This is a genomic window from Paenibacillus sp. FSL K6-0276 (assembly GCF_037977235.1).
Taxonomy (GTDB): Bacteria; Bacillota; Bacilli; order Paenibacillales; family Paenibacillaceae; genus Paenibacillus_AQ.
Map to the genome: position 1 here is coordinate 2,192,343 of NZ_CP150276.1, position 13,944 is coordinate 2,206,286.

The window sequence follows — 13,944 nt, forward strand, 5'->3', positions numbered from 1 at the left end:
GTTGCGACCTATACTGTAGACTTCCGAAGCATCCAGAACGATAAGAGTGCATACAAAACCGTCAAAGGCATGGTCCACAAGGCAAGTTCAAATGCGGTATGGCTAGCAAACCAGTTAAATAGATCTCCCCACCACTGATAATACGTCATTAACAATCCAGCGACGCTGTACAGAATAAACATGACTGCCGCGAAAATGAATAGGCCACTTCTACCAAATCTGCGGAAGATACTGGATATAACAAATCCCCAATAAAACATATGCAACATGATCACGAAATAGATCCACAGCTGTTCTAGGACAGTGCCATCATTCAAGTATGGCATATGAAAATAATGTAGCTGCACACCCCATCCAGGTGTTAATTTGGTTTCTATAATAGATAGCAGGAATAAAAGAAGGGAGAAGGCGGCACTTGTTATAACGGCCATCAAGGAGGTGCCGAAGAAATAATCTGTTCTTCGTAGGCTTAAGCCCAAGGCAAAGGGGAAAGTCTGTACCAAAATGATGATACCTATGACAAACATGTAAATAAAGATAGAGACTAGGCCACCGGTATACATTGGTTCTTGCATGAAAAAAGCTATGACGAGATTAACGAAAAAACTGGTCAATAATATGATCCAAGGCATAAACAACCAAAACCATTTATCCTTGTAGTGCATTTTCAATATCCCTGTCATATGGTTCATTGTGCTGCCACTACCTTTCCTTGAGATCTTCTATTTGTAAGATGAACAATTAACTGTTGTAAAGATATGGGGGAGATCTCCAGACCAAGCATCTCAGCACGTGATAGATCTGTTGAGTTTAAGCCAATAACAGTGGCAGAAAGTAATCCGCCAAAGGGTTCACGAGAGATGACTTCTTTACCGGAGATGAACTCTTCGACCTTCGCAGTCGCACCGATCACCTTAGCGGCTCGCCCGCGAAGAGCTTCAGCATCCTCATTGATAATCAGCTTACCGTTGTCGATAACAATGACATGCTCTAACAGCTGGCTTACCTCGTCAATCAAATGTGTAGACAAGATAACTGTTCGTGGATATTCTGAATAATCCTCAATTAATCGATCGTAAAACAGGCTTCTAGCCACAGCATCCAGACCTAAATAGGGCTCGTCAAAAATAGTCAGCGGAGCGCGGCTAGCTAGGCCTACTACAATACCCACCGCCGAAAGCATTCCTCTGGATAGCTTTTTTATTCTTCTTTTTAAGGGGAGATTGAAGTCCTTGATTAAAGAGTGGGCATACTCCCGATCAAAGTTGGGGAAGAATAACGCGGATACCTCTAGAACGTCGATAATACGGTACGTATCTGGATACTTTTGGCTTTCCTTAATGAAGCAAATCTGATGGAGTACGCGGTTATTCTCGTAGGGATGTTCCCCAAACACCTTCAGATCACCACTTGTAGCAAATAACTGTGCTGTAATCATGTGCATGATCGTTGTTTTCCCCGCACCATTTCTGCCAAGCAGTCCATAGATTTTGTTCTGTTCCAAAGAAAAACTAATGTCTTGGATGACGGTTACCTTTCCATACGACTTGGTCAGTCCCTTGATCTCAACGACTTCATTCATGACTGATTATCTCCCCTCTGAATCATCTTCGTTAATTGATCCAACGTAATTCCTAATTTCTCAGCTTCACGGATCATAGTTACAACATATTGCTCATAAAATTGCTCTTTTCTCTTCTCCATCAATACTGCGCGCGCTCCAGAAGCTACAAACATGCCGATTCCTCGCTTTTTGTATAAAATTCCTTGGTCCACAAGCAAATTCACACCTTTCGCAGCCGTTGCCGGATTGATCTGGTAGAAAACCGCAAACTGATTCGTCGAAGGAACTTGTGTTTCCTCAAGCAACGTTTCTTCGATGATGTCATTTTCAATTCGTTCGGCGATCTGCATAAATATTGGCCGATTATCGTCCATCAAGTTTCCCATGTATTCACCGCCAAGTTCATTGGTTAGTTAGTTATGTAATTAACCATACATGCAATGAACTCGTTTGTCAATAATTTCTATGTGCATTTTTTGATTTGATTCTCTGAGCCCGAATGCCGCGTATTTAGACGTATCGACATACATATAAGGCTATCCAGATTCGCTCCGAACAGCCTTTTATTTTATTTGAATGTCTGCTATGATTTTGTCCTATTAGAAAACAAGAGAAGGGTGAAACTATGAATGAATATGGTCCGGATTTATTTAAAGGTACAGCAGTTTACTATTCAAAATATCGTCCGCAGTACCCCTCATCCCTTATTCGGTTCTTAATTCATAAGTTTTCGCTTAACGGAGAAGGTCATCTGCTTGATTTGGGATGTGGTACAGGTCAGCTGGCACTAAGATTTAGTGATTGGTTTGAAGAAGTGATAGGTGTAGATACGGAAAGGGAAATGTTAGCTGAGGCTAATCGTCTGTCTAAGAACTACAGGGTAGATAATGTTACTTGGATGCAAGGCAGAACAGAAGAGTTACTGAACGACTGGGGTTCCTTCCGTCTCACCATCCTGGCCAAAGCATTTCATTGGATGGATAGAGCGCCTATTCTTGAAATTCTATATCACAGTTTGAACGAAAATGGCGGTATCGCGATTATTGATACTTTTAATGTTGAGCAAGAGCCTTTATCTTGGCAGCTTAAGGTAAATGAAGTAGTAAAACGTTGGTTAGGAAACGAAAGAATAGCAGGGGACAGCACCTATACTCATCCTAAAGAAAGATATGAGGATGTTGTAGCGAGATCTAGTTTTGAAGATGTGGAAAGAATGGATTTACCCAGTTATTCAATCACATGGACCGTGGATTCGATTCTTGGGAATTTGTATTCCACATCCTATGCCTCTAAGCGATTATTTGGAGATCACTTAGAACGATTTGAAGCGGATATGAAATCTTCTTTATTAGAAATTGAGCCTTCGGGTAAATTTACTGAAGAGTTGTCAGTTTCCGTGATCACAGCTTTCAAGCATAAATGCCTTCGGCGTCCTTATAAGGACGATAAGCGTTTAAGCGAGAAATATAAGACATAAAGTATAGGTGTAAAACTTATACTTTCTGATATTTTAAAAAAGAAGCAAACTTACAATAAGAACCTCGAATTGATCTCACCACAACCAGCTGTGTTAGGGGGAAGTTTTAGAGAGAATGTGTTCTTTTTCAGTATGGATTTCACTTGCTTAGGAGTTAGTGAGGGATTTCTCTGCAGCAATTGCGAAATAACACCAGAGACTATAGGTGTTGAGACGCTGGTACCGGACAGTACAAAGTAATCTTTCGCTATCCGCAAGGAAGGAAGTTCGCGATCTAGCTTGGAGCGTGGAGCACGAAGGGAAATGATCGTCTCGCCAGGAGCTACGAGGTCCGGTTTCTTCCGTCTTCCCGGTGCAGGTCCACGGCTGGAATACGAGGTAATTCGGTCGTCCTTTTGTGTGAGCGTACGACGATCATCGACTGCACCGACAGTAATTGCTGAAGGACTAATGCCTGGTGACTCGATCGTACTTCGCTTAGGGCCGCTATTTCCTGCCGCAATCACAACGATGAGACCGGCCTTTACGGCTTTTTCCACGGCTTGGCACAGAGGGTCATCAGCACAAGGTGAATTTACTGTACCCCCGAATGACATCGAAAGGATACGTAGTTTTAATCGTTTCCGATTAGCAATACACCACTCGATTCCTTTAATAATCGTGGAGTCATATCCGTCGCCATTTTTATCGAGTACTTTGACACCAACGATCCCTGCCTCTGGAGCAGGGCTTTTGTATTTTCCTTTGCTCATCCACCCGTTGCCTGTCGCATCCCCTGCGATATGAGTTCCATGGCCATTATCGTCATAAGGTCGTTGTCTATGATTGATGAAATCCTTAAAGCCGACAATTCGATTCAATGGTTGAGTCAGATCCGGGTGCCGATACACTCCTGTGTCAAGAATGGCAATGTTGACCCCTTTTCCAGTGAGTCCCTGTTTCTTTTGGACAGCTGAAGAACCGATGGATGGTGTCGCTATATAAAGTGATGTTTTTTTGATTCCGTCCACATAGATTTTATCGATCCCATGCCAACCGCACATCTGTTTCAGACATTTCATTGAAACTCGTGATGATACTGAATTTAGCATTGGGAGGTGATGTTTGATAGGGAAGTCGTGTAATTCTAAATGTTTTTGTAATGACTTCAGCTGTGCTGGGGTCATTTTTTGTTTGAATTTGATAATGATGGGAATTTTAGCGGATTTACCGCGAGGAACATGGGATTGTTGAATTCTTTTCCTCAACGCCCTATGGATTCTTGAACTATATTGCTCTAGCCACAATTGTCCGTTCATTTATTAATGGATCACCTCACAAGTGCATTATATGCACCTCTGATCCTGTGGGTACGAATCTATGAATCTAGGAATTTAACACATTTCTAGATTTGTGGGTAAAAGTGAGGTCAAGCATTACAAATCTTGCATTTACTAACGTATCCTAAAAAGAAAGTGGTGAAGTAAATGGCAATAATTAAGAAACCAGTTAACAAGAAAGCAGTTATGGCGACCAGAGCCCTTGCGGCTAAACGAGCAAAGGCAGCTGCAACAAGAAAGAAGCGGAGAGTTAGACAGACACTGGACAGATTTATTGTTCTCGCAATTGGTACAAATGCAAGTGGTACACCTAAAGCAACTACGGGGTGGACGGCTTCATTAAGAACAGGAACTACAACGGTAACCACCGATTTTGACGAATTTGGTGTAGCTAGATTCCCTACTATCAGCACTTTAACAACAGTTTCTTATCTGCTCACATTAAGAGATGAGAATGGAGCTAATATAAGAAGCTTTACCGTCCCATCAGACCGTGAATTTTTTGTGGCTAGATTTTAGTTTGGACAAGTCAGCTTTATTTCTATAGTAAAGAGCACGTGTCGATCCTATATCGCCGCGTGCTGTTTTGATTTGTCTAACGCTAATCCTTTCACTGGATATTGATGCAAGGGGAATTCCTTATCCTACTATTACTGCTGGGGAATAACGGTCTAGGACATCCCTTGTAGTGGCAGAGATAATCCGTATCGTGAGGGAGAGCGACTAGTGTTACCTTCCTCCTGCTGCCTCTACTATTGCCGTGAAAATGGCGAGATGTGTTATGTTTGTCCAAGGTTAAAGGAAGAAGAAAGAGAAGTGAAAAAAGCGAAGATTCTCGCAACTCTATAAGTAAATTAGGTTTCTTATGCATATCGACCACGTCCTTTGGATGTGGTTTTTTTGTGATTATAAGAAAGTGAAAGTTGCACACTATACATAAACCTTATTTTTCAACGAGAATGGTTGTTCTCTTTAAGGGACGGCAAAGGGCTTTATGCTAGTTTAAAATTAAAATAAAATTCTTGACACTTCCCACTGATAAACATTATCATTGGCATAGTAAGTGAAAATGAAAATCATTATCACTACATGGATCGTATAATTATACATACTCGGAGGGATAGATTTTGAAGAAATTATTAGTACTTCTGGTTGTTGCAGCACTTAGTGCGATGACTGCATGTTCGTCCACGAATACAGCGGACAATCAAACAAAGAATGAAACAGTAACAAATACAGCTGCTAATGAAACGAAAGAAGCTAATGCAGCGAATACAACTGAAGCAACGAATAATGCGGATGCTGGTAAGGTGTACAGTCTGGAGAATGATGGTGTGGACGAAGCTTTGTTCAATGAAGCGTTGAGCCAATTCCCAGCCACAGTTCCCCAGCGTATTGTAACTACATCTGTACCGTTAACAGAAATGCTCTACTTGCTCGGAATCACACCGGTTGGTGTACCTACCTCAACGAATCCAATCCCTGCTGAGTTTGAATCGATAGATAAAATTGGTTCGCCTATGGCACCGGATCTGGAAGTAGTAACTAAGCTTGAGCCAGACTTGCTGCTGGGAGCGGAATCGCTTCGAAGTACCCTAGATAAGACACTGGAAGGAATGGATTTGCAAAAAGCATATCTACGCACAGAATCCTTCGAGGATTTAAAGCTTAGTCTTAAAGTATTAGGCACTTATTTTAATAAAAAAGATGAGATGAATGCGGCTTTGACCAAGATTTTGGATAAAGAAAATGAACTAAGTAAATTAGCCGAAGGAAAAGAACTACCAAGCGTGATGCTCGTCATTGGAACTTCTGATTCCTTCATGGTCATGAGTGAGAAATCTTATCTAGGTAGCTTGGTGAAAAAACTTGGTGCTGATAACATTGCGACTTCTGTTCTCAAAGTTACAGACACTTACTCTCCTATAAATATGGAGAACGTTGTAGCCGCTGATCCTGACGTCATTCTCGTATTGGCTTCAGGTGACCACGGAGCGACAAAGGACAAATTTAAAAAAGAAATAGAGAAAAATGAAACTTGGACGAAACTCTCCGCTTATAAAAACGACAAAATCCAGATTTTAGATTACAGCGTGTTCGGTGTAACTTCGATCATTAACGCTGAGACAGCCCTAACTGAAATTGCAAAATACTTCTATGAATAATTAAAGGAGACGGCAAGTGATAAATACATCTCGTAGCAGAATAGTTGTTATTATAACGGTAGCACTAGCGCTCGTTGCCGCGATTATCGCAATCGGACTAGGCTCTGTATTCATTCCGGTATCAGACATACTCAGCACGATCTTTGGTTCATCGTCCAAGGCGGTGAATGCCACCATCATATGGGATATTCGATTGCCACGTGTATTGCTGGCGATGATCATCGGAGCAAATATAGCGATCTCGGGCGCACTGCTGCAAGCTGTGATGGGTAACCCACTTGCTGATCCTGGATTAACGGGTGTAACTAGCGGGGCGGCTGCATGTGTACTTGTCATCATGCTTGCTGCACCACAGTATACTCAGTTCATTCCGATTGCTGCTTTTGTTGGAGGGCTAATCGCTGCAGGTATTGTATATGCATTAGCATGGAGACGAACCGGCATTTCGCCGATCACCATTATTTTATCTGGCGTTGCTGTGAATGCGCTCTGCGGTGGACTCATTGGACTCTTAACAATCATGTACAGCGATAGACTTCCTGCAGCGGTTCAATGGCTTAACGGCAGTCTTGCAGTAAAAGGGAATAATGCTTTGATGATGGTCTTCCCATATGCGATTGCAGGTTGGATCTTATCGTTCTTCGCGATTCGTAAGGCAAATATTATTCGTCTGGGTGATCAGGTTGCTTCGAATCTGGGTGAAAATGTGAACCGAATTCGTATCCTACTCTCCTTACTGGCAGTATTTCTAGCGGCTATTTCTGTAGCAGCCATTGGAATGATCGGATTTGTCGGTCTAGTTGTACCGCATATGGCGAGATTGCTCGTTGGTTCAGATTATAAATATCTTTTGCCGATGAGTATGGCTCTTGGCGCATTGGTACTGTTGATTGCGGATACCGGTGGGCGTACCTTGTTCGCACCTTTAGATATCCCCGCGGGTATCCTTATGGCTGTGATTGGTGGACCTTATTTTCTATACCTGATGAGAAAGAAGGCGTTCTAACATGTTTACTGTCGATTCCATTTCGATTCGGTATGAGCAGAAAAGCGTGATTAACAACTTCTCTTTTTCCGTGAAAAAAGGTGAGATCGTCTCCATCATAGGACCGAACGGCTCCGGCAAATCCACACTACTCAAAGCGGTATCGCGGCTAATTCCTTATCATACGGGTGTGGTCACACTCGATGGTACGGATCTGAAGTCTATGAACGCCAAACAAGTCGCACGAAAAATGTGCATGCTGAGCCAGAAGAATCAAGCACCGAATGATATGACAGTGATCGATCTTGTCTCTTATGGCAGGTATCCACACATAAAGTGGTTCGAGAGATTGAACCATGAGGATATGGACATTGTCCATTGGGCTCTTGAGAAGACACATTTGATGGAGTGTAAGGACCGAGCTGTGGCTTCTTTGTCAGGTGGTGAATCACAGCGTGCTTGGATTGCAATGGCTTTAGCACAGCGTCCCCTCATCATGTTGCTTGATGAACCAACCACGTACTTGGACATTTCTCACCAGCATGAAGTGCTTGAGCTTGTTCGCGAGTTAAATCAAGACATGGGTATGACCGTTGTGATGGTGCTGCATGATCTCAATCAAGCCTCTACTTATAGCGATAGTATTGTTGTAGTGCAGGCGGGTGAAAAAGCGATGTATGGCACACCCAATGAAGTCATGACAACCGAAATGATCCGGGATATATACCGAATGGATGCGGAAGTCCAGTATGTGCCTACAGAGAAGAAACCTCGTATTCATTTATTGAGTACTGTTCGATAGATTCATAGTGTAATTAATTACATAACATATTAATGGAGGGATTTTAAATGAAGAAGCCTGTAGATGTAGAAAAAAATAAAGAAAACTACTTGCAATTTATTAATAAACGTAAGAATCTGATTTTGAGTTTAATCGATGATGAAGGTAAGCCCTTTATTAGTTATGCACCTTTCGTAAAGAAAGACGGCAAGCTGTATATCTATATTAGTAAGATCGCAGAGCACTATGGCTATATGGAAAATAATGATTTTGTGGACGCCTTTCTAATTGCGGATGAGTCTGAAACAAACAATAAATTTGCAACTGAGCGTGTGCGCTGGAGTTGTACCTCAAGCAATTTCGGGAATGATGTACATGAGGATATCTTTGAGTTGTTCAATGCTGATCACGGTGAGGCAATGCTGAATTTGTTGCGCGGACTGGATTTTTCCCTGTTCGAACTGACCCCTCTGAAGGGCCGCTATGTCGTAGGTTTTGGATTGGCCTTCGATATTGATGTGGATGCGAATGTATTTAATCACGTTGTTATTGATAAGAAGAAAGATGAAGAAGCTGTACAAGGGAGCAAATAGCCGATGACTATTACTTCAGTACTGCCAATCTGGCAAGCGGTTCAAGAGCGATTTCATAAAATGGTGAAGGCTTTACCGGAAGAAGACTTAAATCTAAAATTAGGAAATTCAACCATTGGTGGTTTGATTTCTCATAATGCTGAGGTAGAATTTATGTTTGCAGAGTGGTTCTTTGGTAGACCTAAACCTCAAGCCAATGATGCAGCGTATGCTACATTAAGTGAACTGGTGGATCTGTTGACCGCTTCCAATGAGAATCTAATGGCAGCGATGCAGGAGCTTCCAGAAGAAGCTTGGCAGGTGAGTGTAGAGTCGTCTTTTGGCACATCTACTCCGCTTGAAGCGGTAGGCAGACTTATGTATCACACAGGTATTCATGCCGGACAGATTTCTCTTATACAGAAAAATGCGGTTTGAAGTGAATAAATTTATTGAATTTGTGAGTTGACCTTCTTGAGAAATCAAGGAGGTTTTTTTATTCGAGTAAATAATGAAAGTGGATCTCTAATTCGCAGTAAATGAACCTATGCTGTAGATGATTCCGAAATGTTTGCTATGTACGCCTCCGTAACTTTAGAAGCAGTAGATATGATCGCCACACACGTAAATCAATTAATTGGGCAAATCGCACGTATTATTGAAAAAGGTATACAAACCGAGGAGTTTAGAGCGTTGGAATCAGAGGTTACGGCGAGAGCTATTTTTAATGCAACATCACGATTTCATCATCCTGCTCATACGAAAGAGTGGCAGTCGGCTACGATCGATCAGGAGTTTGCCTCCGTTTGGGATTTGATGCTTTCCGGAATTTTGTCATAAATTCTTATAGCTTATTTCATAATAGAAGAATGATGGATTAAACCTTTTAATGAAGATCGGGAGGTTTTTTTTGCGTCAGGAGAATCAATAATTTAATTGAATTCAAGGGTGAGTGCAGCCGTAATCAGGTGGATGAGATGGTGAAAGAACTTGGTCTGAAGGACGTTGAAGTCGTCTTAGGAATCGGTGGTGGCAAGACGTTGGATACAGCAAAAGCAGTAAGCTACATGGCGGATCTGCCGGTAGTTATTGTACCCACTGTGGCCTCAACAGATGCACCTTGCAGCGCTTTATCAGTGTTGTATACGGATGAAGGTGACTTTGATTGCTATCTTCCCTTAAAAAGAAATCCCGACATGGTCATCGCAGATATCGATATCATTGCTAAAGCTCCTGCAAGATTACTGGTTGCTGGAATGGGTGACGCCTGATCCACCTTTTACGAAGCAAGAGCTTGTCGACAATCAGGGGCGGTTACTCATGCTGGTGGGACTAGTACAATCGCAGCCTTCTCATTAGCACGTGCATGTCTGGACACACTTCTCGCTGAGGGTGAAACGGCATTAGAAGATGTCAAACAAGGAATCACCTCTTCTGCGGTGGAACAAATTGTTGAAGCTAACATTTACTTAAGTGGCCTTGGGTTTAAGAGCGGTGGGCTTGCCGCAGCCCATGCCATTCATAACGGACTGACGCTAAATGAGGGATGCCGGAGTACGCTGCATGGTGAGAAGGTTGCTTTTGCTACGATCGTACAGCTTGTACTGGAGAAGGCTCCGAATGAAGAGATCGATCAGGTCATTGATTTCTGCAAAAGAGTTGGACTTCCAGTAACACTTAAGGATATTGGAATCACCAGTAGTGAGACCGATAAGTTAATGGTGGTGGCAGAGGCTAGCTGCTCCCAGGATAGCTCAATGTGGAATATGCCTTTCGAGGTTCAAGCTGTGGATGTGCTAGAAGCAATCCTTGCTGCTGACGAGCGAGGGCAATAGAAAAGCTCGATTGTAAATTATTGCGAACCCTGCACGTACATATTTAACCTTCGTGATCCAAACAATGAGAACAATTGTTTAAGACGAAGGAGGAGTTCCTCTTGATGAAGGACAGTCGAAAAGTTAAACGTTATTTACTAAATTGGATTGCTGTTGCTGCAGTAATGATTACCGCAATTGTTCCGGCGACGCCGTCTGTCTCTGCAGCCACGTCTAAAGACAACGTTACAAATACGCAGCTTGAAGAGAGTACACCTAAACGCAATAAGGTCGTTATTATTATTGATGATTTCGGCAATGACATGAAGGGGACGGATGAAATGTTCTCGCTACCTGTGAAGCTTACGGTGGCTGTTATGCCTTTCTTACCAACATCCTTTAAAGATGCCACTCGGGCGCATGAACGCGGGGATGATGTCCTGCTGCACTTGCCGATGGAGCCGCGCCAAGGAAATCCGAAATGGCTAGGACCAGGAGCCATACTGGCCAAGATGTCCGATGAGGAAGTTCGCCAAAAGGTAGAGTCGGCACTCGATAATGTGCCTTTTGCCATCGGTATAAATAACCACATGGGCTCTAAAATCACCGGGGACGAGCGGATTATGGCCGTGATCCTATCCGTATGCAAAGAACGGGGATTGTTCTTTGTGGACAGTAAGACCAACTATCATTCCATTGCTGGCAATATGGCTTATCGAATGGGATTACCCCGCGTGGAGAACCATATCTTTCTGGATGACACACACACGGCTAGTCATGTTATGAAGCAAATGGGCCTCGCTAAAGATCTAGCACAGGATCAACGATTCTGCGTAACCATTGGTCATGTTGGCGTACATGGGAAAGAGACCGCAGCAGGGATCCGCAGCGGTATTGAGCAATTGAAAGACAGTGTTGAATTTATAGGCATTTCTGATCTGGTTAAAAACGAGATGAAATGGAGCTCTCATCCTACACTTCCATAAGATAAGCTACAATACCATCAGCGATGGCTTCTGCGATTTGTTGCTGCCCTTTAGGGGTGCATATCTTTTCGCGGTCGGTCGGACTACTTACAAAACCCGCCTCAACGATAACGGTTGTGGCGGTTATTTTGTTGAGTAAATAAAAGGGCTTACCTGGTCTTGGTTGAGCCTCGACATCGTAAAGATTGTTTAATTGGTGCTGAATGGATTTAGCAAGGATGAAGCTGCGGCCTTCTTGACGGTACAACACGAGTGGTCCATGTTTTGAAGGTGAAGGTGCCCAGTTAATATGAATGCTGACCACTACATTAGCTGGGAGCGTCTCGGCCAGCTCTTTGCGCTGCGCAAGATCCCGCAGATGGCGAGATTTGCTGCGCAACCAGCGGTTTTCGTCACTGGGTGCATAATCACCATTGCGATTCAAGATTACGTCAAATCCATCACTGCGTAACATCAGAAATAATCGACGTGAGATATCTAACGTAATATCTTTTTCAAGAATATTACCGTAGGAAGTTCCACCGTCGATGCCTCCGTGTCCCGCATCAATTAGAATCATACGGTGGCCATGACCTAATATATGCTGACGGTCATCCTTCATCACGGGCTTCTCTGGTGTCGAAGAGGCATAGGAGCTTCCCATAAACAACAGTAGTAGTCCTAAGGTAGTTAGAGTAATACGAAAGCCACATAAAGTAGCTGCTGTTCTGGAAAAGGAATGTTTTCTCCAGTTGTTCAAGTGAAACGCCTCCTTGCATGTGAATAACGTGTCCTGGATTCTTTGTTAGATTGTGCTTTATTAGGTAAACCTATACGACAAATCAAGAAGTCTGCTGTTTAGATCTAAGTGGAGTGGTGCACACTAAGAGCATGGAACGGACGTTGATCATCTAATTTCACTTACAAGGTAGGGGGTGTCAAAATGGCTTCCGGTGGCGATGAGCTTGTAAAGTATATAACGGAGAAGGTAGTCGTATATATCGAGGATCCGCGTGCCATACATGCCCGTAGAGCTGCAACGAAGCAGCCGTGGTCACAGAAATGGTTCGGCATGCTTCCACTTGGGTGGTCTATCTGGCGAAGCAAGTGGACTCATGGCAAAAAAGAATAAATGTTAAAATAGCAAATAACCTTCCAGTGCCTTTGTTCATGGGTGACAGTGGAAGGTTATTTGCATTTTTTTGTCAACGATTATATCCGAGTGCTTTGGTATTTCTGTCTGGCAGCTTATGCAGTGTTCCATTATTCTGTAGTGCAGAGAGAGGTAAGTAGCGTTTTCCTTCAGGGCCTGACGCCGCGTATACGGTAAGATTGTTGTTCTCAGCTTGAGCTTGTCCAAAAGAAGGCTGCCAGCTTTGATATCCTGTAATCATAAAAGGTGCCCCAACAAGGTCATTTCGCCCAGCAGCTTGATAAGCAATGCTCTCCTTGGGTCGAATCAGAAGCGCGATATTGTCGCCGCTCACTGTGGTTAGTTTAGGAGCGGTCAGCCATAGGATATCTTCGTAAGGATCATCTGATCCTCCACTATTGAAGGCTGATAGCGGTAATACGTCAGGATTGAGATTAGTGATTACATCTGTTACTGGAGGCTGCTCTTTGAGGACTTCTTCCGCCTTGCTAAGTGTCCAAGGTAAAATTTGTGGCACGGAAGCATTGATGTAAACCGTCTTTTCGTCAATGGTTATTTTCCAGACCGGTAGAAGCGGTGCATATAAAGCAGTGAGTTTTATTTTTCCTGAAAAAGATGAAGTAATGAGACCTTTCTGCACCAAAAACTGGCGCAGATCATTTAAACTGTATGGAAGTCCGTATGTGCCGGCTCCATATTCACTTAGCATATATCCGCCTGTATCGGTAGCAGAAATGATCATGTATCCGATCCGCTCTTCGCCCTTCATTACATTGACAAGCCAGCTATGAGTACCTGGACCAAGGGGATAATATTCTATCCCTGCGTCCTTCCAGGCTGTAAATGGAGCTTCTGCAGCGAGCTTGTTCAGTGTAGCCTTAGCGAATTCTTGGACCGTGGCGGGAGTTGGTAAGGCACTCATCTTCAGCTGAGGTATCGCATCCTGAGTGACCGACTGGATTACACTTACTCTGGTTGCGGCAAGCACCGAAGGGGCACTGGAACTCGTTACAAACAGTCCGAAACATAGAAACAGGAGGAGGCATCCTTGACTCGCAAGACGTAACATCCGCCTTAAACTTATTTTCATGGCGTCGTTCACCTTTCTTTGTTATGAAATATCAGAAAGTATAAGCTTCTTTCTATTGT

At 43.2% G+C, this 13,944-nt stretch carries 15 protein-coding genes and 2 pseudogenes; 11 read left to right on the top strand and 6 right to left on the bottom strand.

The genetic code is table 11. The annotated features are described in order from the left end of the window. Positions 1-8: 8 nt before the first annotated feature. From MHH52_RS10015 to MHH52_RS10025, 3 genes are read right to left on the bottom strand one after another with little or no spacing between them, the layout of a single operon-like run. Positions 9-692 carry a hypothetical protein gene (locus MHH52_RS10015; protein ID WP_340008306.1) on the bottom strand — a complete coding sequence of 228 codons (684 nt, stop codon included), beginning with the start codon at positions 690-692 and terminating at the stop codon, positions 9-11. Further along, positions 689-1,582 carry an ABC transporter ATP-binding protein gene (locus MHH52_RS10020; RefSeq protein WP_340008307.1) on the bottom strand — a complete coding sequence of 298 codons (894 nt, stop codon included), beginning with the start codon at positions 1,580-1,582 and terminating at the stop codon, positions 689-691. Before MHH52_RS10020 ends, MHH52_RS10015 begins: the two co-directional genes overlap by 4 nt. Continuing rightward, entirely contained in the window at positions 1,579-1,950 is a 372-nt protein-coding gene (locus MHH52_RS10025; RefSeq protein ID WP_340008308.1) for a GntR family transcriptional regulator, read from the bottom strand. The genes MHH52_RS10020 and MHH52_RS10025 overlap by 4 nt, the downstream gene beginning before the upstream one ends. 239 nt (positions 1,951-2,189) lie before the next feature. On the opposite strand from MHH52_RS10025, the gene MHH52_RS10030 reads away from it, so the two are divergent. Beyond that, positions 2,190-3,041, top strand: coding sequence for a class I SAM-dependent methyltransferase (locus tag MHH52_RS10030; protein ID WP_340008310.1), 852 nt, complete (start codon positions 2,190-2,192; stop codon positions 3,039-3,041). A 50-nt stretch (positions 3,042-3,091) separates the two neighbouring features. Here the strand turns inward: MHH52_RS10030 and MHH52_RS10035 are convergent, their stop codons facing one another. Then, on the bottom strand, positions 3,092-4,102 hold the full coding sequence (locus tag MHH52_RS10035; protein WP_340008312.1) for a S8 family peptidase: 1,011 nt from the start codon (positions 4,100-4,102) through the stop codon (positions 3,092-3,094). Between the two features lie 405 nt (positions 4,103-4,507). On the opposite strand from MHH52_RS10035, the gene MHH52_RS10040 reads away from it, so the two are divergent. From MHH52_RS10040 to MHH52_RS10080, 9 genes and pseudogenes are all read left to right on the top strand, one after another. Beyond that, complete coding sequence (locus tag MHH52_RS10040) at positions 4,508-4,879, top strand: hypothetical protein (protein ID WP_313640602.1); 372 nt, start codon at positions 4,508-4,510, stop codon at positions 4,877-4,879. Positions 4,880-5,487: 608 nt separating this feature from the next. Further along, positions 5,488-6,525: an ABC transporter substrate-binding protein gene (locus MHH52_RS10045; protein WP_340008314.1), complete on the top strand. Its 1,038-nt coding sequence runs from the start codon at positions 5,488-5,490 to the stop codon at positions 6,523-6,525. Positions 6,526-6,541: 16 nt separating this feature from the next. Then, the gene (locus MHH52_RS10050) at positions 6,542-7,531 is read left to right on the top strand and encodes an iron ABC transporter permease (RefSeq protein WP_340008316.1); all 990 of its coding nucleotides are present in this window, start codon (positions 6,542-6,544) and stop codon (positions 7,529-7,531) included. A gap of 1 nt (position 7,532) precedes the next feature. Next, positions 7,533-8,312 carry an ABC transporter ATP-binding protein gene (locus tag MHH52_RS10055; RefSeq protein WP_340008318.1) on the top strand — a complete coding sequence of 260 codons (780 nt, stop codon included), beginning with the start codon at positions 7,533-7,535 and terminating at the stop codon, positions 8,310-8,312. Positions 8,313-8,359: 47 nt separating this feature from the next. Then, positions 8,360-8,884 carry a pyridoxamine 5'-phosphate oxidase family protein gene (locus MHH52_RS10060; RefSeq protein WP_340008320.1) on the top strand — a complete coding sequence of 175 codons (525 nt, stop codon included), beginning with the start codon at positions 8,360-8,362 and terminating at the stop codon, positions 8,882-8,884. A 3-nt stretch (positions 8,885-8,887) separates the two neighbouring features. After that, positions 8,888-9,301, top strand: a complete 414-nt coding sequence (locus MHH52_RS10065) for a DinB family protein (protein WP_340008322.1) — start codon at positions 8,888-8,890, stop codon at positions 9,299-9,301. Between the two features lie 123 nt (positions 9,302-9,424). After that, a pseudogene (locus tag MHH52_RS10070) lies at positions 9,425-9,703 on the top strand (TetR/AcrR family transcriptional regulator); the annotation flags it as partial. A 95-nt stretch (positions 9,704-9,798) separates the two neighbouring features. Then, positions 9,799-10,698: pseudogene (locus MHH52_RS10075) on the top strand (glycerol dehydrogenase). A 104-nt stretch (positions 10,699-10,802) separates the two neighbouring features. After that, a complete protein-coding gene (locus MHH52_RS10080; RefSeq protein ID WP_340009582.1) occupies positions 10,803-11,663 on the top strand; it encodes a divergent polysaccharide deacetylase family protein in 861 nt (286 codons plus the stop codon). Here MHH52_RS10080 and MHH52_RS10085 read toward each other — a convergent pair. Next, complete coding sequence (locus MHH52_RS10085; RefSeq protein WP_340008324.1) at positions 11,650-12,402, bottom strand: N-acetylmuramoyl-L-alanine amidase; 753 nt, start codon at positions 12,400-12,402, stop codon at positions 11,650-11,652. The two genes, MHH52_RS10080 and MHH52_RS10085, sit on opposite strands and share 14 nt — an antisense overlap. 183 nt (positions 12,403-12,585) lie before the next feature. On the opposite strand from MHH52_RS10085, the gene MHH52_RS10090 reads away from it, so the two are divergent. Next, positions 12,586-12,774 carry a YqzE family protein gene (locus tag MHH52_RS10090; RefSeq protein WP_340008326.1) on the top strand — a complete coding sequence of 63 codons (189 nt, stop codon included), beginning with the start codon at positions 12,586-12,588 and terminating at the stop codon, positions 12,772-12,774. 73 nt (positions 12,775-12,847) lie between these two features. Here the strand turns inward: MHH52_RS10090 and MHH52_RS10095 are convergent, their stop codons facing one another. Further along, on the bottom strand, positions 12,848-13,885 hold the full coding sequence (locus tag MHH52_RS10095; RefSeq protein ID WP_340008328.1) for a hypothetical protein: 1,038 nt from the start codon (positions 13,883-13,885) through the stop codon (positions 12,848-12,850). Positions 13,886-13,944: the final 59 nt, after the last annotated feature.